The 16,430-nt window shown below is 66.6% G+C and carries 17 protein-coding genes; 3 read left to right on the top strand and 14 right to left on the bottom strand.

What is annotated here, in order from left to right; genetic code table 11:
* Positions 1-8 precede the first annotated feature (8 nt).
* The 7 genes from pdxS to thrS form a co-directional block, all read right to left on the bottom strand.
* Positions 9-944 carry a pyridoxal 5'-phosphate synthase lyase subunit PdxS gene (gene pdxS, locus AAFP35_RS10290; RefSeq protein WP_419221463.1) on the bottom strand — a complete coding sequence of 312 codons (936 nt, stop codon included), beginning with the start codon at positions 942-944 and terminating at the stop codon, positions 9-11.
* Positions 945-1,035: 91 nt separating this feature from the next.
* Complete coding sequence (locus tag AAFP35_RS10285; RefSeq protein WP_419221462.1) at positions 1,036-1,572, bottom strand: NUDIX hydrolase; 537 nt, start codon at positions 1,570-1,572, stop codon at positions 1,036-1,038.
* Between the two features lie 11 nt (positions 1,573-1,583).
* Positions 1,584-2,708, bottom strand: a complete 1,125-nt coding sequence (locus AAFP35_RS10280; protein WP_419221461.1) for a glycosyltransferase family 4 protein — start codon at positions 2,706-2,708, stop codon at positions 1,584-1,586.
* Positions 2,705-3,619 (bottom strand): phosphatidylinositol mannoside acyltransferase, encoded by a 915-nt coding sequence (locus AAFP35_RS10275; RefSeq protein WP_419221460.1) that lies wholly within the window; start codon positions 3,617-3,619, stop codon positions 2,705-2,707. The genes AAFP35_RS10280 and AAFP35_RS10275 overlap by 4 nt, the downstream gene beginning before the upstream one ends.
* On the bottom strand, positions 3,616-4,338 hold the full coding sequence (pgsA, locus tag AAFP35_RS10270) for a phosphatidylinositol phosphate synthase (protein ID WP_419221459.1): 723 nt from the start codon (positions 4,336-4,338) through the stop codon (positions 3,616-3,618). Before pgsA ends, AAFP35_RS10275 begins: the two co-directional genes overlap by 4 nt.
* A 34-nt stretch (positions 4,339-4,372) precedes the next feature.
* Positions 4,373-4,924, bottom strand: coding sequence for an HIT family protein (locus tag AAFP35_RS10265; RefSeq protein ID WP_419221458.1), 552 nt, complete (start codon positions 4,922-4,924; stop codon positions 4,373-4,375).
* Positions 4,917-6,962 (bottom strand): threonine--tRNA ligase, encoded by a 2,046-nt coding sequence (gene thrS, locus AAFP35_RS10260; RefSeq protein WP_419221457.1) that lies wholly within the window; start codon positions 6,960-6,962, stop codon positions 4,917-4,919. The genes AAFP35_RS10265 and thrS overlap by 8 nt, the downstream gene beginning before the upstream one ends.
* Positions 6,963-7,259: 297 nt before the next feature.
* On the opposite strand from thrS, the gene AAFP35_RS10255 reads away from it, so the two are divergent.
* A complete protein-coding gene (locus AAFP35_RS10255; RefSeq protein ID WP_419221456.1) occupies positions 7,260-7,844 on the top strand; it encodes a recombinase family protein in 585 nt (194 codons plus the stop codon).
* Positions 7,841-8,065 carry a hypothetical protein gene (locus AAFP35_RS10250; protein ID WP_419221455.1) on the top strand — a complete coding sequence of 75 codons (225 nt, stop codon included), beginning with the start codon at positions 7,841-7,843 and terminating at the stop codon, positions 8,063-8,065. Before AAFP35_RS10255 ends, AAFP35_RS10250 begins: the two co-directional genes overlap by 4 nt.
* A 13-nt stretch (positions 8,066-8,078) precedes the next feature.
* Here the strand turns inward: AAFP35_RS10250 and AAFP35_RS10245 are convergent, their stop codons facing one another.
* Genes AAFP35_RS10245 through AAFP35_RS10230 form a run of 4 tightly spaced genes read right to left on the bottom strand, consistent with a single transcriptional unit; the run spans position 8,079 to position 11,704 of the window.
* A complete protein-coding gene (locus tag AAFP35_RS10245; RefSeq protein WP_419221454.1) occupies positions 8,079-8,495 on the bottom strand; it encodes a TIGR02611 family protein in 417 nt (138 codons plus the stop codon).
* A gap of 58 nt (positions 8,496-8,553) precedes the next feature.
* Complete coding sequence (locus AAFP35_RS10240) at positions 8,554-9,363, bottom strand: SDR family NAD(P)-dependent oxidoreductase (RefSeq protein ID WP_419221453.1); 810 nt, start codon at positions 9,361-9,363, stop codon at positions 8,554-8,556.
* Between the two features lie 36 nt (positions 9,364-9,399).
* Positions 9,400-10,233 (bottom strand): VOC family protein, encoded by an 834-nt coding sequence (locus tag AAFP35_RS10235; RefSeq protein WP_419221452.1) that lies wholly within the window; start codon positions 10,231-10,233, stop codon positions 9,400-9,402.
* A 55-nt stretch (positions 10,234-10,288) separates the two neighbouring features.
* A complete protein-coding gene (locus AAFP35_RS10230) occupies positions 10,289-11,704 on the bottom strand; it encodes a purine-cytosine permease family protein (RefSeq protein ID WP_419221451.1) in 1,416 nt (471 codons plus the stop codon).
* 253 nt (positions 11,705-11,957) lie between these two features.
* On the opposite strand from AAFP35_RS10230, the gene AAFP35_RS10225 reads away from it, so the two are divergent.
* On the top strand, positions 11,958-12,821 hold the full coding sequence (locus tag AAFP35_RS10225) for a GntR family transcriptional regulator (protein WP_419221450.1): 864 nt from the start codon (positions 11,958-11,960) through the stop codon (positions 12,819-12,821).
* A 13-nt stretch (positions 12,822-12,834) separates the two neighbouring features.
* Here AAFP35_RS10225 and AAFP35_RS10220 read toward each other — a convergent pair whose 3' ends face one another.
* The 3 genes from AAFP35_RS10220 to AAFP35_RS10210 all read right to left on the bottom strand — a co-directional run bounded on the left by AAFP35_RS10220 (position 12,835) and on the right by AAFP35_RS10210 (position 16,430).
* Positions 12,835-14,769 (bottom strand): FAD-dependent oxidoreductase, encoded by a 1,935-nt coding sequence (locus AAFP35_RS10220; RefSeq protein WP_419221449.1) that lies wholly within the window; start codon positions 14,767-14,769, stop codon positions 12,835-12,837.
* Positions 14,770-14,841: 72 nt separating this feature from the next.
* Positions 14,842-15,594: an Asp/Glu racemase gene (locus AAFP35_RS10215; protein WP_419221448.1), complete on the bottom strand. Its 753-nt coding sequence runs from the start codon at positions 15,592-15,594 to the stop codon at positions 14,842-14,844.
* Positions 15,591-16,430 (bottom strand): GntR family transcriptional regulator, encoded by an 840-nt coding sequence (locus tag AAFP35_RS10210; protein ID WP_419221447.1) that lies wholly within the window; start codon positions 16,428-16,430, stop codon positions 15,591-15,593. Before AAFP35_RS10210 ends, AAFP35_RS10215 begins: the two co-directional genes overlap by 4 nt.

The following is a 16,430-nucleotide window of genomic DNA, read 5'->3' as shown; positions in this document are numbered from 1 at the left end:
GGACTTGACTACCAACCCCGTTCTGCGAGTCGGTGTGGCTGCGGAATGTCGTCGACATTGATGCCGACCATCGCCTCACCGAGCCCCCGCGAGACCTTCGCCAGCACGTCGGGATCGTCGTGGAAGGTCGTCGCCTGCACGATCGCCGCGGCCCGCTGGGCCGGATTGCCGGACTTGAAGATGCCCGAACCGACGAACACACCCTCGGCGCCGAGCTGCATCATCATCGCCGCATCGGCCGGTGTCGCGATACCACCGGCGGTGAACAGGGTGACCGGCAACTTCCCGGCCTGCGCCACCTCGACCACGAGGTCATAGGGCGCCTGCAGTTCCTTTGCCGCCACGTACAACTCGTCGGACGGCAACGACGTCAGCCGTCGGATCTCGTCGCGAATCCGACGCATGTGGGTGGTCGCGTTGGACACGTCGCCGGTGCCGGCCTCGCCCTTCGAACGGATCATCGCCGCGCCCTCGGTGATACGGCGCAGTGCCTCACCGAGATTGGTCGCACCGCACACGAACGGCACGGTGAACGCCCACTTGTCGATGTGATTGGCATAGTCGGCCGGGGTCAGTACCTCCGACTCGTCGACATAGTCCACGCCGAGGCTCTGCAGGATCTGCGCCTCCACGAAATGCCCGATACGAGCCTTCGCCATCACCGGGATCGACACCGCCGAGATGATGCCGTCGATCATGTCCGGATCACTCATCCGCGACACACCACCCTGGGCACGGATGTCGGCCGGAACGCGTTCGAGGGCCATCACGGCCACCGCACCGGCGTCCTCGGCGATCTTCGCCTGCTCGGCGGTCACCACGTCCATGATGACGCCGCCCTTGAGCATCTCGGCCATGCCGCGTTTCACCCGGGCGGTGCCCTGACCGACGGTTGGCGCGTCCGGTCCGGGAGTGCTGGCGTTCCCTGACTGGAATTGACTCACGTGATGTCTCCTGGGTGTCGTCTCGGGCGGCAGCATCTGCCGCTGGTCCGCTGAGCGGGATCGCCCTCGAGTCTAGTTCGTGACGCGTCTCTCACGGATTGCTGCCCGGCGTGACCCGTTCGATGATCTCGAAGAACTGTGGCGGTTCGGCGGTTCCGCCGAGGTGCAGCCACCGCACCAACCGGCGTTCGGCCAGGTTACGGGTGTCGCGGACGGCGTCGTTGTAGAAGCGACGCGCCATCATGATCCGGGTCTCGGCGTCGGCGAGCTCCACCACGAGTCCCTGTGGGCGTGACTGGGTGTCGGTGCGCGCGAGCAGCGACGACACGCGGTTCTCGGCCTGTTCGCGGCCGCTCGGCGGCGCGTGCTCGGCCTGGTCCGCGGCGGCGGCCAGGTCTTGCCCCGCGGCGATCAGGTCGTCGTCGTACCCGGCCACCATGCCGGCGGCGATCGCCCGCGCCACCACGGCCCGGCGGGCCAGGGCCGCATCGAGCGCCTGTCGTGCCAGGTCGACACGCACGTTGAGTCGGTCGAGCCGATTGGCGGTCTGGAACGCCCAACCGGCGGCCAGCACCACCAGGAGCAGGACCAGTGCGATAACCGCGACGGTGAGTCCCGAAAGTGTCATCTCAGCGTCCCCTACTCGGCCACCACGACCGGCCCGGCGCCGACGGTCACGGTGTCGTAGACCCGCAGGATCTGGTCGGCCACCCGCGACCAGTCGTAGCGGTCGGCTCGGCGGCGCCCCTCGGCGACCAGCTCGGCACGGGCGGTGTCGTCGCTGAGCAGTTCGATGACGGCGTCGGCGAGCCGGTCCGACGACCCGGTCGGTACCAGCCGTCCGGCCCGGCCGTCGTCGAGGACCCGCCGGAACGCGTTCAGGTCGCTGGCGACCACCGCGGCCCCTGCCGCCATCGCCTCCACCAAGACGATGCCGAAGCTCTCTCCACCGAGGTTGGGCGCGCAGTAGACGTCCGCGGAGCGCAGCGCCCGTGCCTTGGTCTCGTCGTCGACCTGACCGAGGAACACCAGATGGTCGGCCAGCGCGCCCGCACGTCGACGCAGTGCGCGCTCGTTACCACCGCCGACCACGAGCACACGTACGTCGGGGAACTCCGCGACGATGTCCGGCAGGGCGCGCATCAGGATGTCGATGCCCTTGCGTGGTTCGTCGTAGCGGCCGAGGAACAGGATCGAGTGGCCGTCGTGGGGATAACCGTCCAACGGCCGCGCGTCGGCGAATGCACCGGTGTCGATGCCGTTCGGGATCTCGACCGCGTCGGAGCCCAACGACTCCATCTGCCAACGTCTGGCGAGTTCGGAGACGGCGATCTTGCCTGCGATCCGTTCGTGATACGGGCGCAGGATGCCCTGGAAGACGGTGAGCCACAAGGATCGGGTCGTCGAGGTGTGGAACGTGGTGACGATCGGCCCGGTCGCCACCATCAGCGACAGCATGGAGATGCTCGGCGCGTTCGGTTCGTGCACATGCAACACATCGAAGCCGCCCTCGGTGACCCAATCACGCAGTCGCAGATAACCCTTCGGGCTGAAGTTCACCCGCGACACCGATCCGTTGTACGGGATCGCGAGCGCAGGCCCGGCGGAGACCACATAGTCGGGCAGCCCCGTGTCCGACGCCGACGGCGCCAGCACACTGACCTCGTGCCCGCGTTCGATGAAGACCTGCGCTAGTTCCACCACGTGCGCCTGCACACCGCCGGGCACGTCGAACGAGTACGGGCAGATCATCCCGATCCTCATGACGGCTCCTCGATGCGCGCGCGGCGTTCGGCCGACCAGTCCGACTCCCAGAGCGGTTGGAGCATGTGCCAATCCTGCGGGTGGGCGGCGATGTTCGCAGCGAACGCGTCCGCCAACGCCTGCGTGGCCGGCCCGACTCCCTCGGACACGTCGATCGGTGTACCGCAGCAGATCTGCGAGTTGGGGGCCTCGGTGAACCAATGGTGGACCGGCAGCAGCACGGCCCCGGTCTCGATGGCCAACTGTGCCGACCCCGCGGGCATACGAGTGCGTTCGCCGAAGAACGTCACCGGGACGCCGTGTCGGGCGAGGTCGCGTTCGCCGAGCAGGCAGACGATGCCGCCGGCCCGCAGCCGTTGCGCCAGCAACCCGAACGGTGGCTGTTCTCCCCCACTGAGCGGGAATATCTCGAATCCCAGCGACTCCCGGTAAGCGACGAAACGGTTGAACAGGGACTCCGGCTTCAGCCGTTCGGCGACCGTCGCGAACTGTCCGTAGTGTTGGACCAGCCAGACGCCTGCCATGTCCCAGTTTCCGGTGTGCGGCAACGCCAGCACCACGCCCCGGCCCTTCGCCACCGCGTCGTCGAGCCGGTCGCGGTCGGCATCGGGGACGGTCACCGTCGCCGCTGTTGCCGCCAGGTCCTGAGCGGGCAGACGAAACGCCTCGTACCAGTACCGCGCATAGGAGCGGACCGCGGCCGCGACCAGATCGTCGGGGACATGCTCGGGCGTGGTCCCGACGACACGTGCCAGGTTCGCGCGCAATTGGTCGGGGCCCCCGTTGCGCCGGCCGGCGAGATCGCCGACTCGGTCGAACATGCTGCGCGCCATGGCATCGGGAGCGTGTCGGACGGCGGCCCACCCGGCCGCGTAGCCCATGTCCGTGAGCCGTGCGGTCAACGAACTCATTGCGCTGTGTCGTCGTCGGCCGGGGCGGCGAGGTCGTCGTCGGCCGGGGCGGCGAGGTCGTCGTCGGCCGGGGCAGCGAGGTCGTCGTCGGCCGGGGCGGCGAGCGGGATGAGATCGCGAGCGCCCGGCGAGGTGTAGATCGACCACATCCGCTGCCCGACGGTGATCACCGACAACACGGCCAGCGCCCACATCGCGACGTGGATGGCCCACCACAGGCCAAGGCCGGTGAGACCGGAACCGACCAGCACGATGATGAGCCGGTCCGGCCGTTCGATCCACCCGCCGTCGCCGTTGAGCCCACTCGCTTCGGCTCGTGCCTTCGCGTAGGAGATCACCTGCGAGGTGACCAGGCAGATGAGCGTCGCCACGAGCAGCAGATGATGCGGTTCGGTGATCGCACACCACCATGCGAGGCCCGCGAAGATGGCGCCGTCGGCGATGCGGTCGCATGTGGCGTCCAGCACCGCACCGAACCGGGTCCCGCCTCCGCGCGCCCGGGCCATCGCACCGTCGAGCATGTCGAACATCACGAACAGCCAGATGACCAAGGTGCCGGCGAACAGGTAGTCCATCGGGAACAAGGTCAGCGCGGCCGCGATCGTGGCCGCGGTTCCGATCAGGGTCATCAGGTCCGGGGTGAGGCCGGTGCGCAGCAAGGCCCGCCCCAGCGGCAACGTCACCTTCGACACCGAGGCCCGGCCTCGGATGCTCAGCATGTGACCGCTCCTTTCATCCCCCGTCCGACGACCTTCACGACTGTTCGTGCCACGCGGTCGCGAGCAGTGCGCGGGTGTCGCGCAGCAACTGTGGCATGACTTTCGTCTCACCGACAACGGTGATGAAGTTCGCGTCGCCGATCCAGCGCGGGACGATGTGCTGGTGCAGGTGCTCGGCCAGCGATCCGCCCGCGGCGTAACCGAGGTTGAGGCCCACGTTGAACGCGTTGGGATTGGACACCGACTTGATGGTCCGGATGATGCGCTGGGTGAACGACATCAGCTCCGACGATTCCGCGGGCGTCAGATCCTCGAGGTCGGCCACCTGCCGATAGGGCACGATCATCGTGTGGCCGGGGTTGTACGGGTAGAGATTGAGCACCGCGTACACGGCCTCACCGCGCGCCACGATCAGCCCGTCCTCGTCGGACATCGTCGGGATATCGAGGAACGGATGGCCGGAGGATTTCTGCGACGTCGGCGGATCGGCGGTGATGTAGGTCATCCGGTGCGGGCTCCAGAGCCGTTGCAGGCGATCCGGATCCCCGGTGCCGCAATCGCGGATCTCGCTGTCGGACTCAGCCATCGATCAACTCCGCCGACGGGGAATCGTTGCGGCGCTGGGTGACCCAGGAGGCGATCGTCTCGATGGCGTCGGCGACGGGCACCCCGTTGACCTGTGAACCGTCACGGAAACGGAAGCTCACCGCCCCGGCTTCGACATCGCGCTCACCGGCCAGCAGCATGAACGGCACCTTGCCGGTGGTGTGATTGCGGATCTTCTTCTGCATGCGATCGTCGGAGTGGTCGACCTCCGCGCGGATGCCACGGCTGCGGAGCTCGTCGACGACGCCCTGCAGATGGTCGCCGAAGGCCTCGGCGACCGGGATGCCGACCACCTGGACCGGGGCGAGCCACGCCGGGAACGCCCCCGCATAGTGCTCGGTCAGCACACCGAAGAACCGCTCGATGGAACCGAACAGGGCTCGGTGGATCATCACCGGTTGGTGCTTGGCACCGTCGGCACCGGTGTATTCGAGGTCGAAGCGCGCCGGTTGGTTGAAGTCGAGCTGGATGGTCGACATCTGCCAGTTGCGCCCGAGCGCATCCTTGACCTGCACGGAGATCTTCGGGCCGTAGAACGCCGCGCCACCCGGGTCAGGCACCAGGTCGAGTCCCGACTCGCGGGCCACTTCGGCGAGGGTGTTGGTCGCGATCTCCCAGGACTCGTCGTCGCCGACGTACTTCTTGGGGTCCTTGGTGGACAGCTCCAGGTAGTAGTCGTCGAGGCCGTAGTCCTTGAGGAGATCGAGCACGAAGGTCAGCAGCGACCGCAGTTCGTCGCGCATCTGCTCGCGTGTGCAGTAGATGTGCGCGTCGTCCTGAGTCATGCCGCGCACTCGCGTCAGACCGTGCACCACACCCGACTTCTCGTACCGATAGACCGAACCGAACTCGAAGAGCCGCAACGGCAATTCGCGATAGGACCGCCCCCGGGACCGGAAGATCAGGTTGTGCATCGGACAGTTCATCGGCTTGAGGTAGTAGTCCTGCGCAGGCTTGCGCACGGTGCCGTCCTCGTTGTACTCCGCGTCGAGCTGCATCGGCGGGAACATGCCGTCGGAGTACCAGTCCAGGTGCCCCGACACCTCGTAGAGATGCCCCTTGGTGATGTGCGGCGTGTTGACGAACTCGTAGCCGGCCGCCATGTGGCGACGGCGTGAGTAGTCCTCCATCTCGGTGCGGATGATGCCGCCCTTGGGATGGAACACCGGTAGGCCCGATCCGAGTTCGTCGGGAAAGCTGAAGAGGTCGAGTTCGGCGCCGAGTCGACGGTGGTCGCGACGCTCCGCCTCCGCGAGCAGTTCCAGGTACTGATCCTGGGCTGCCGCGGACTCCCAAGCTGTTCCGTAGATGCGCTGCAGGTCGGCGTTGGCCTGATCGCCCCGCCAGTACGCGGCCGAGCTACGGGTCAGCTTGAACGCGGCGATGTACTTGGTCGTCGGGACGTGCGGTCCCCGGCACAGGTCGCACCAGATGCGGTCTCCGGTGCGCGGATTGAGGTTGTCGTAGGCGGTGAGTTCGGCGCCGCCCACCTCCATGACCTCGCTGTCTGCGGCGGCGCCCTTGTCGTCGATGAGTTCGAGCTTGTAGGGCTCGGCCCGCAACTCGACCCGGGCCTCGTCCTTGGAGGCGTAGACGCGTCGGGAGAAACGCTGCCCCGATTTGATGATCTGCTTCATCTTCTTCTCGAGGGCCGCGAGGTCCTCGGGCGTGAACGGTTCGGCGACGTCGAAGTCGTAGTAGAAGCCGTCCCGGATCGGCGGACCGATGCCCAGCTTGGCGGCCGGGAACAGTTCCTGCACTGCCTGTGCGAGCACGTGGGCGGTGGAATGACGGATCACGCTGCGCCCGGCCTCGGTGTTCGCGGCGACCGGTTCGACCTCGGTGTCGAGCTCCGGAATCCAGGACAGGTCACGGAGTTCACCGGCCGCGTCACGCACCACGACGACCGCGTCGGGCCCCTTGTTGGGCAGCTCGTGTTCGCGCAGCGCCGTTCCCGCGGTGGTCCCGGCCGGCACACGGATCGTGGCTGGGTGACTCACCTTGACATCGTCGGGCACGGCAGACGCTCCTTGCGGGGATCGGTCGGCGGGCACCCTTCGGCGCCCCGCCGGCACACGGGTTTCGACGTCGATCGTATCCAGTTGACCCGACGCCGGGCGCCACAGGATGCGGGTCGAGTCCCCCACACCCACTTTTTGAGACCTCGTCGCGATAGTTGCATAACATATCGCGACAGGATCCCGTCCGAAACTGCGACCGTACCCGCGATCTATCTCAGATGCAGAGCGTCTGTCGCGAAACTCCGAGACATCTCAATAACGAAACCTCGCCCAGTTTCGAGATAGTCTGACGGCATGTCCTCGCCCCCGCCGACGGCGGTGCGACTCGGGTACGCCCGCGCGTCCGCCCCCAACCAGTCGCTCGACCGGCAGATCGACGCCCTCACCGCCGACGGCGTCACGCCCGAGCGCGTCTACATCGATGCGCCATCACCACCCGAGACCGATCGGACCGGGCTGGCCGCGCTGCTCGACTACGCCCGCCGCGACGACACCGTCGTCGTCGTGGGCATCGATCGACTCGGCCGGTCGGTGACGGAGGTGATGAGCACCGTTGCCGAGCTCGGCAGGCGGGGACTTCGCCTGCGGTCGCTGCGGGAACAGATCGACACCGCCGAGCCCGCCGGACACATGATCGTCGGTGTCCTCGCGTCGTTGTCCGAGCTCGACGACGAGCCCGCACCCAGGCGGGCGGCCCCCCGCGGAACGCGACGTCCTGCGAGTGGAGCCGTCGGACGGCCGCGAGCTCTCGATCCCGATCAGGTCGCCCAAGCCGAACGCATGCGCGCGAGCGGACATCGGGTGCCCAGCATCGCCGAGACCCTCGGGGTCAGCCGCGCCACGCTCTATCGCACGCTGGCGACGAGGGAGACGCGGTGAGCAGCGTCCCGGCGATCTGCGACGTCGATGTCCTCGACGCCACCGAGTTCCGCCTCGGTATCGACGCGGCATATGCGCACCTGGGCACGTTGCCCCTGCCGTGGGCTCGACACCACGCGGTGACGACGCTGGCCGGCACCATCGACGGCTCCCGACCGAGCTTCTCTCGCGGCTATCGCGCCGCGTTGCACGGCTTCGTGCGTGGCGGGCCGCGGTTGTGAGGACGTCAGACGGTCAGAGGATTGGACTCTCGACCCACCCGGCCTGGTAGTCGACCCACCCGGCGAGCGTCCCGAACACGCCCAGCACCCACAGCGAGCCGAGCACCACGGCACAGGTTCCCAGCCCGAAGGCGCCCTGCACCGACCAATGCTGGCGTTTCATCCATTCCAGCCAGGCGTCGTACTTGCCCCTGGCGAATTGCAGAAGCCGATGGGCCCAGCGGAACTCCGATGCCAGGATGCCCAGACCGAGGAAGACGATGAGCCACCCGGGCCCGGGATACGGGATGGCCACGATGCCGCCGGCGAGCACCATCGCTCCCACCACCCCCACCGAGATGCGGTAGGCGAGGTTCAGTCGCGGATCACGCCGGATGACGTACCGGCGTTTGCGCCCCCAGATGCGGAGTCGCCGCCACCACGCTGACATCGTCTGCCCCCTTCTCCGCTGCGGTGCTGCCAGGATACCCGCGCCCTGACAGCCCCGGTCAGGACACCGCGTCGGCCTGCACCCGACCTCCCGGCTTCGCGATGCCGCGGATCGACAGTCCGCTGTCGACGGTCACGAGACTGCCTGTCATGGCGGCGGATTCGGTCCTCGACGCCAGCATGGTGAAGACACCGTCGTAGGCCGAGACCGGTGCGACCTCCTGCAACGGCAGCGCTTGCTCGGTGCCGTCGAGAACCGCATCACTCACCGACTGCCCCAACGACGTCGTGCCGCGCAGCCGGGTCGGGGCGACTCCGGGGGCGATCCCGTTGACCCGGACATCCGGTGCCAATTCATACGCCAACTGCCGGACCAGTCCGTGCACCGCGTGCTTGGACGCCGTGTAGAGCACACCACCGCCCGCCGCATTGGTGCTGGCGAACGAGCCCGTCAGGATGACGCTGCCGGACGACGCGACCAGCGCATCAAGACACGCTCGCACCCCCAACATCGGAGCCAGCACATTGACGCCGAACAACTCTCCGAACGCGGCCGACAGCTGATCACCGGCCATCTCCTCGAGCGGACAGGCCCCGTCGGTGATACCGGCGTTGCCGACGAACACGTCGATCCGACCCCACCGATCCAGCGCCGTCTGGGCCGCGATTCGGTTGCCGTCCCACGTCGACACGTCGGCGACCACCGGGACCACCGCGTCACCGAACTCGGCGGCCAGGTCGACGACGGCATCGGTGATGTCGACGGCGACCACCCGGGCACCCTCGGCCACGAATCTGCTGACGACGGACCGGCCGATGCCCGCGCCGCCCCCGGTGAAGACGATGACCTGTCCGGCCAGTGCATCCATACGAGCTCCTTGTGTCGTGTGTGTTGAGTCGGTCGATCAGTAGGGCAGCAACGACCGGGCGCGCTCGCGCACCGGCTGCTCGTCGGCCGGCAGGGTGAACAGTGTCAACTGCTCTCCGTCGGACGAACTCATCCGCAGGCATGTCTGTTGCCACGGTGTCTCGGTGACGACACCGTCGCGCCGGGCGCCCGCCTTGCCGAGGTGGGCCGCCAGTGCCTCGAGGGCATCGGGATCACGAACCTCCACGCGCACTGCATGATCGGTGCCGGTTGAGCTGCCCAGCTCCGATGTGTCCACCAGATCCCACTGGGCTTCGTCGAACAACTCGATGGCCGCCGGCGCGACCGAGAACAGGACCCCTCGCTGACCGCCCGGATGGGTCCAATCGTCCACGATCGGCATACCGAGTCCGTCCCGATAGAGCTCCACCGCCGCGTCGAGATCCTTCACCTTGAGGCAGAACCTCAGCTCGTCGAATCGACGCGGCGTGTCCGCGGGATGCAGTGCAGGCCTACTGATCAGGACGTAGACATGCCCGTCCGGCGCCCGGAAATGCGACCACGCCGAGCCCCACGAATCCGCCACACCGTCGTGCACCTCCCCGATGAACTCGACTCCTCGGGCCTCCAGCTCGGCGCGAGCCTCGCGCACGTCGTCGACGATGAGGCCGGCCACCGGATGATCGAAGAACGCATGGTCGTCGTCGCCGGGCTTGAAGACCTCCAGCGCCGAGCCGTCCGGAAACGCGAACACGACCGCGTTCTGCTGATCCTGGACCACCGTGAGTCCCAGGGTGTCGGCGGCGAAGTCCCGCATCGCCTGGTAGTTCGTCGTGCGCGAACCCACCCACCTGATTCCGTAGATCTTCATGATTCATTCCCTTCCGACGAGCCTTGGTAGACAGCCGATTTCACTTCTCGCCGCATCACCGGGCAGGCATCGCGTCATCACGCTCGACGACGCTCTCGGCGACCACCGACACCTCGTCGGTGCGCTCGGATCGGCCCACCAAGCAGATCGCCGCGTACGACATCACCGACAGCGCCAGGACGATCAGCTGGGTCGACTGGCCGATCACCGCCGGGACCGAGGAGATCTCCATCAACCCGATGCCGATGACCGATGGCACGATCCAGGCGATCAGTCCGGCACGGACCCGGGGGATGTCGTCGTCGATGCGTGGCCCGTCTCGCCGATCGCGCACCGTGAAGGCGAAGTGGGTCAACACCACTCCCACCCAGCCGATCACGAGGACGCCCTGCCAGTTGAGGGCGGTCTGCAGATAGCTGAAGACGTCGGTGAGCATCATTGCGAACACGACGACCGACACGGCCGCCACCCACACCCACCGCGGCAACCGGACGTTGGTCGTCGAGCTGAGGATCCGTTCGAAGTTGGTCGTCGAAGCGTAATAGTTCAGTGTGTTGATCCGTGTCTGGGAGATCAGGATGAACAGCAGGCCGACGAATCCCAGGCTGGCCAGGATCGCCTGTACCACTCCGGTCTCGGACACCTCGGCCCCGTTCAACGCGGTTTGCACCAGATAGATCCCGGCGAATCCGTTGACCACGAACAGCACTGCGTAGAACACCCAACCGAAGGTGACGACCTCGTGGAATCTGCGGTCCTGCACCCGGCCGAAGCGCGCGAACTCCACCGTGGTGGGCATGGTGATGTAGATGCCCATGTAGAGGATGAAGCCCAGGAGCCAGCCCGGTAGGGCCCGCGCCTGGTCGGGAACCACACCGGTGTTCGACAACACGTCGGCGTCGCCGCCGAATCGGATATAGGCCGCGATCAGCGCTGCGGCCAGTCCCACGAAGTAGAACGGCAGGAGCACACCGTTGAGCTTGGCCATCCACGATTGGACACTGCCCAACATCAACGGCAACATCGCGACGACCACCACGAGATACCAGAAACGTATGTCCCCGTGCCCGATGTAGCTCTCGAAAGCCACTGCCAGAGTGCTGGATTCGAAGACAGCGTAGTAGAGCACCGTGACACCCAGCAGCAATGCTGTCAACATCGATCCCCAGCGTCCGAAGATCGTCTTGGTGAGCAATGTCGCGTTGAGACCGAGACGGATGCCGAGCCGTGTCATGACGATGTTGGCGCAGGCGAACACGACCGTCGACAGCGCGATCGCGATCATCGCGTCCTTCGTGCCGTACAGGTTTGCGGCGAGTGCGCCGTAGAACAGCCACACCATCGCGGACAGCAGTGACCAATACGACATGGTCACCTGCCACCTACCCAGACGTGCGGTCAGCGGCACCGCGGTGGTGCTGAAGTTGCCGTCTTCGGCGTTCTCGGAATGCTGCACGGGTACAGCCGGCATGGGCCGACCTCCATTCGTGAGTGAGGGCCTCGCCCTCGGTGAGGAGTTTTGTGTTCAGAACTGAATACAGTTATGGATGAGCATAGGTTTCGCGACATCACCGTGATGTCACTTTCGGTAACTTCCAGGTTTCCAAGATCGTTGGGGCGCAGCATCTTCCGTGAAGGCGACCGCCCACCGCAGGTCGAGGTGCACGGCGTGCACCGATCTCGCCGCCCCTGCGGGTACAGTTCAAGAACTGTATGCACATCGAGTGCGTGCGGAATCGACGAACGGGGACGCAGTGGGGGCACCGACCCGACGGGTGCGGGCAGGCACCACGGTGGATGATCTGCATGCGGCGCTGGCCCAGCGCATCGTCGACGGGGTCTACCAGCCGGGCCAGCGGATGTCGCAGGAGCAACTCGCCGCCGAGTTCAAGGTCAGCCGCACTCCGCTGCGTGAGGCGCTGCAACGTCTCGAGGCGGACGGACTCCTGGTGGCCGAGGCCAACCGCGGCATGCACGTCGCCCCCATCGTCAACTCCCAGACCGAAGAGAGCTACGCGCTGCGCCTCCTCGTCGAGCCGCCGACGATCGCTGCAGTGATCGATGCGATCACCCCTGATGACATCGCGGCGATGACCACAGCGCTCGACGACATGCGCCGCCATCGCAACCACAGCCGCAATTTCCAACGGGCGCACCAGGAGTTCCACGACGCGGCGTTGGTCCGGTATCCGGCGCAGTTCCGCGACCTCACCATGTCGATGCACACGCGAATCCACCGACATCAGAGCGTCTATCTCTCCCACCAGCGAACTCCGGACGACTTCATCGCGGTCGACGAGCACCTGCTCCGTGCGATCACGGCGCGCAACGCCGGATCGGCCCGCCGCATCCTGGAGTTCCACCTCATCGACGCCGCTGTCGGCCTCGTCCTCGACGCCGATCCCGATCATGCGTTCGACTCCCTGCTCACGGCGTTGCGGGGCCGCGACATCGTCATCGAGCACGATGCCGCAGGCCACATCAGCCGCCCGGCGCCGATCTACTGGCTGGATTCCGATCCGGTGCTGCCCGACACGGTCACCAGCAATCTCGAGTTGCGTTACCCGCCCGGACGCGAACCCCACTGAGCCACCTACCGTCTCAGATCGTCCGGCACGTGAAGAACGCGGTGTGCATCGCGTCGAACACCCGTCCCGGTCGTTGCGCGGAGCCGACAACATGGACGTCCACACCGGCGTCGCGCAACTCGTCGGCGAGCCGGGGATCGCCGGTCGTGCGCCCCAGCGCCAAGACCACGGCGTCGGCCACCAGCCACTCCTCCCCTTCCGGGGACACCGTGCGCACTCCGTCGTCGTCGATTCCGACGACCTCGGTTCGAAACCGGACATCGACGCCCGCGGCATCGAGGAATCGCGGCAGCCGTTCGACATCGGTGAAGACCTCGTCGCCACCGAGCAGTGTCGAACCGGCATCCACGACCGTGACCTTCACCCCGTCCATCTCTGCCAGACGCAGCGCGACCTCGCTGCCGTGCAACCCTCCCCCGACGACGACAACCCTGCCGGACAACGGCTTTCCGGCCCGCACATCGGCGGCGTAGAGAACCGGGCGACGACCCGCGACAGGGAACTGGGCGCGACGCACCGGGGCTCCTGTCGCCACCACCACCGCATCGAAGCCCGCCGCCGTAAGCGTCGCGCTGTCGGCCTGCTCCTCGACGATCCGAACCCCGGTGCGTCGCACCTCGTGCACCAGATGACGGAGCAGTCCGGCGAGGTCCTGCTTGACGGTCGAACCGTCCGCATGTGCCAACAGACCACCGAGTTCGCCAGATTCGAAGAGCGTCACATCGTGGCCACGCTCACGCAGCACTGCGGCACTGCGCAGGCCGGCCGGACCGCCGCCGACCACCGCGACCCGCCTGCGTGTCTCGGCGGGCAGAATCGGGAACCGCCCTTCTTCGGTCACACTCGGGTTCACGCTGCAACCTGCACTGCGACCCATGTTCAGTCCGCGGTGCAGACAGCCGTCGTTGCACCGGATGCACGGAGTGATTTCGAGCAGCCGTCCCTCTTTCGCCTTGCGCGCCCAGTCCGGATCGGCCAGCATGGCACGCCCCAGCGACACGAAATCGGCCGAGCCCGACGCGATGACCTCCTCCGCGATCTCCGGCGTCACCAGCGAGCCCGACGCGATGACCGGGATGGTGAGCGCCGGTTTGATCTGCTCCCAGCCCCACCGATGCGGCGCACGCACCTGATACCAGGGACTGACCTCCCACTCCATTCCGGCGTGGTGTCCACCGGAGGCATGGATGACGTCGACTCCGTGCGCCTCGAGTTGGCGACACAGTTCCACCGTCTCCTCGATGGGGATGCCGTCCGCCTCGTAGTCGGTGACCGAAATCCGCACGCTGAGCGGGAACTCACGCGGCACCGAGGCCCGGATCTCGTCGACGATGCGCAACAACAGTCTGGACCGGTTCGCAAAACTCCCGCCGTACTCGTCATCACGCCAGTTGGTGTGTGGTGAAAGGAAATTCGTGATCAGATAACCGTGGCCGGCATGTACCTCGACGATGTCGAACCGAGCGTTGTGGGCGCGGGCAGCGGCTTCGCCGAAAGCCTTCACCACCCCGTCGATCTCATCGATCGTCATCGGAGTCGGCACGACCCCGTACTGGCCCTCCACATCCGACCACGACGAGTCGGTCGCCGACTTGATCGGCGCCGTACCGAGGAACTTCTGGCGTCCACCGTGCGCGATCTGGATACCGATCCGGGCCCCCGTCGCATGCACCTCGTCGACCACCCAACCGAGGCCCGGGGTGTGTTCGCGCCGGGAATTGCCCAGCTGGTTGTGGATCGCCTTGCTGGCATCGTCGTCGACGTAGCTGTACTCCATCATCACGAGTCCGATGCCACCCTCACCCAAACGCTTGTAGTGGTTGACTGTGCGCTGGCTGACGGTGCCGTCGGGATTGCAGGTTGCGGTCGACTGCGGCGATTTGAGAACCCGGTTGTCGATCTCGAGTGAACCGATTCGGCCGGGACTGAACAGGGCTTGGTAATGCATGTCGTCTCCAAAGGGGCTGTAGGACAGTGGAGCTGGGACAGAGCAGGCTGACGAGACGGTGATCTGCGTCGATCAGGGTGCGAGCAGGGCACCCGCTCTGGGTACGACCGGGTCCAGGCCCAGCCGGTTGAGAATGCGCCAGGTGGTGGCGGCCGAGGCCGAGAGCACCGGGATGTCGAATTGCTGCTGGACGAGATCGAGCACCGGCAGGGACGGCATCTGCACACACGCACTGAGCACGAGCGCGTCGGCGCCCTGGGTGTTCACGCGGCGCACATGATCGAGCAGTTCCGTCGGATCTAGCCTGCCGACCGCCAGATTGTCGGGTACCTCGAGCGACAGTGAGTCGACGACGTTGAATCCCTCGTGCTCGATGTAGTCGCACACGGTCGCGGTCAACGGCTTCATGTAGGGCGTGACCACAGCGATGTTCTTCACGTCGAGGTGCGCGAGCGCCTCCGTCAGCGCACCGGCCGAGGACAACACCGGAATGGGCACGCCCGCTTCTTCTTCGGCGATGGACGCCAGCTTCGGTTCGGACTCGGCATGGTAGCCGCGCCCCTGCGACATGATCGCCACCAGACATGCGTAGGCCATCACATCGACGCGGGCGTCGGCGAGTTCGGCGGCACACCGCAAGGAGTCCGCGTCCATGGCCGCGAGTTGCTCCGGCGTGACGTGCTGCATGCGCATCCGGGAGGAGTGGAAGGTGAAGCGTTCCGGGGCGATCTCCTCGCGTGCGCGCAACATCGCCGGGATCTCCGTCTCCATCGTGGTGTTGGAGCTGGGAACGATCATGCCGATCCGGTAGGTGCTGTCCGTCATGGCGGTGTTTCTCCTGTCGAGTAGAGATTCGAGGTGTGCAGTGGGCCCGGTCCCCCGCCGGAGCCCGATTCGTGCGTCCAGGCGACGGGTACCGGTAGGCCGTCGTCGAGTCGACCGAAGTCGCCTGTCTCGATACCGATGCCCGCCAACGCGATGGGGAGAGCCGAGAACTCGTGCGCGGTCTCGACGGCGGTGATCACACCGAGCGCCGTATCGAGCAGATGGAACTCGAGCAGGCCGCGCGCCCGCCGAGGCTCGTGGGCACGGATCGCGTCGAGCAGCTGCTCGTCGACGCCGGTGAGATCGTCGACGACCGCCGGGCGCTGGAAGTACAACCGCTGGTGCCGATCGATGACGGTCAGGTGTTCTTCGATCATCGTGCGGACCCCGAGCGGGAATCGGGCCAGCATGACCCGGTGGAACTCCCAGTGGGCCACTTGGAAATCGGTGGGCGAGACCGTCGTGCGTTGCATCCGGTCGAGCGCGTCGGCCATGTCCGCGAGATCGTCGTCGGAGACCTCGGGCACGATCGCGGACAACAGCGCAGGCTCCACCAGCAACCGGATGGCATAGGAACCCTCCACATCCTCCAGACCGATGGGCGCCACGATCACTCCCCGATTGGCCTGACTGATCACCAGATTTTCGGCTTCGAGCCGCCGCAACGCTTCCCGCAGCGGGGTACGCGAGACGGCGAACTCGTCGGCAAGACGCACCTGCGACAGGCTCACCCCGGGTCGATACTGCCCGGAGATGATCCGTTCGCGCAGTGTGCGATAGGTGTCCTCCACAGCGTTCCCCCGCCGGACGACACGGGTGTCGGGTTCGACATACAT

The sequence above is a fragment of the Gordonia sp. CPCC 206044 genome (genome assembly GCF_048537895.1).
GTDB lineage: Bacteria > Actinomycetota > Actinomycetes > Mycobacteriales > Mycobacteriaceae > Gordonia.
The sequence above is the reverse complement of the archived record's forward strand: the minus strand, read 5'-3'. Positions and strand labels throughout refer to the sequence as shown.

What these genes read in the sequence shown, in the direction of transcription:
- AAFP35_RS10245 (WP_419221454.1), bottom strand. Translation starts at nt 8,495, where the DNA reads ATGTCAGCGTGGTGGCGGCGACTCCGCATCTGGGGGCGCAAACGCCGG.
- AAFP35_RS10235 (WP_419221452.1), bottom strand. Translation starts at nt 10,233, where the DNA reads ATGAAGATCTACGGAATCAGGTGGGTGGGTTCGCGCACGACGAACTAC.
- AAFP35_RS10275 (WP_419221460.1), bottom strand. Translation starts at nt 3,619, where the DNA reads ATGAGTTCGTTGACCGCACGGCTCACGGACATGGGCTACGCGGCCGGG.
- AAFP35_RS10285 (WP_419221462.1), bottom strand. Translation starts at nt 1,572, where the DNA reads ATGACACTTTCGGGACTCACCGTCGCGGTTATCGCACTGGTCCTGCTC.
- AAFP35_RS10210 (WP_419221447.1), bottom strand. Translation starts at nt 16,430, where the DNA reads ATGTATGTCGAACCCGACACCCGTGTCGTCCGGCGGGGGAACGCTGTG.
- AAFP35_RS10265 (WP_419221458.1), bottom strand. Translation starts at nt 4,924, where the DNA reads ATGGCTGAGTCCGACAGCGAGATCCGCGATTGCGGCACCGGGGATCCG.
- AAFP35_RS10280 (WP_419221461.1), bottom strand. Translation starts at nt 2,708, where the DNA reads ATGAGGATCGGGATGATCTGCCCGTACTCGTTCGACGTGCCCGGCGGT.
- AAFP35_RS10220 (WP_419221449.1), bottom strand. Translation starts at nt 14,769, where the DNA reads ATGCATTACCAAGCCCTGTTCAGTCCCGGCCGAATCGGTTCACTCGAG.
- AAFP35_RS10215 (WP_419221448.1), bottom strand. Translation starts at nt 15,594, where the DNA reads ATGACGGACAGCACCTACCGGATCGGCATGATCGTTCCCAGCTCCAAC.
- pgsA (WP_419221459.1), bottom strand. Translation starts at nt 4,338, where the DNA reads ATGCTGAGCATCCGAGGCCGGGCCTCGGTGTCGAAGGTGACGTTGCCG.
- AAFP35_RS10255 (WP_419221456.1), top strand. Translation starts at nt 7,260, where the DNA reads ATGTCCTCGCCCCCGCCGACGGCGGTGCGACTCGGGTACGCCCGCGCG.
- AAFP35_RS10240 (WP_419221453.1), bottom strand. Translation starts at nt 9,363, where the DNA reads ATGGATGCACTGGCCGGACAGGTCATCGTCTTCACCGGGGGCGGCGCG.
- AAFP35_RS10230 (WP_419221451.1), bottom strand. Translation starts at nt 11,704, where the DNA reads ATGCCGGCTGTACCCGTGCAGCATTCCGAGAACGCCGAAGACGGCAAC.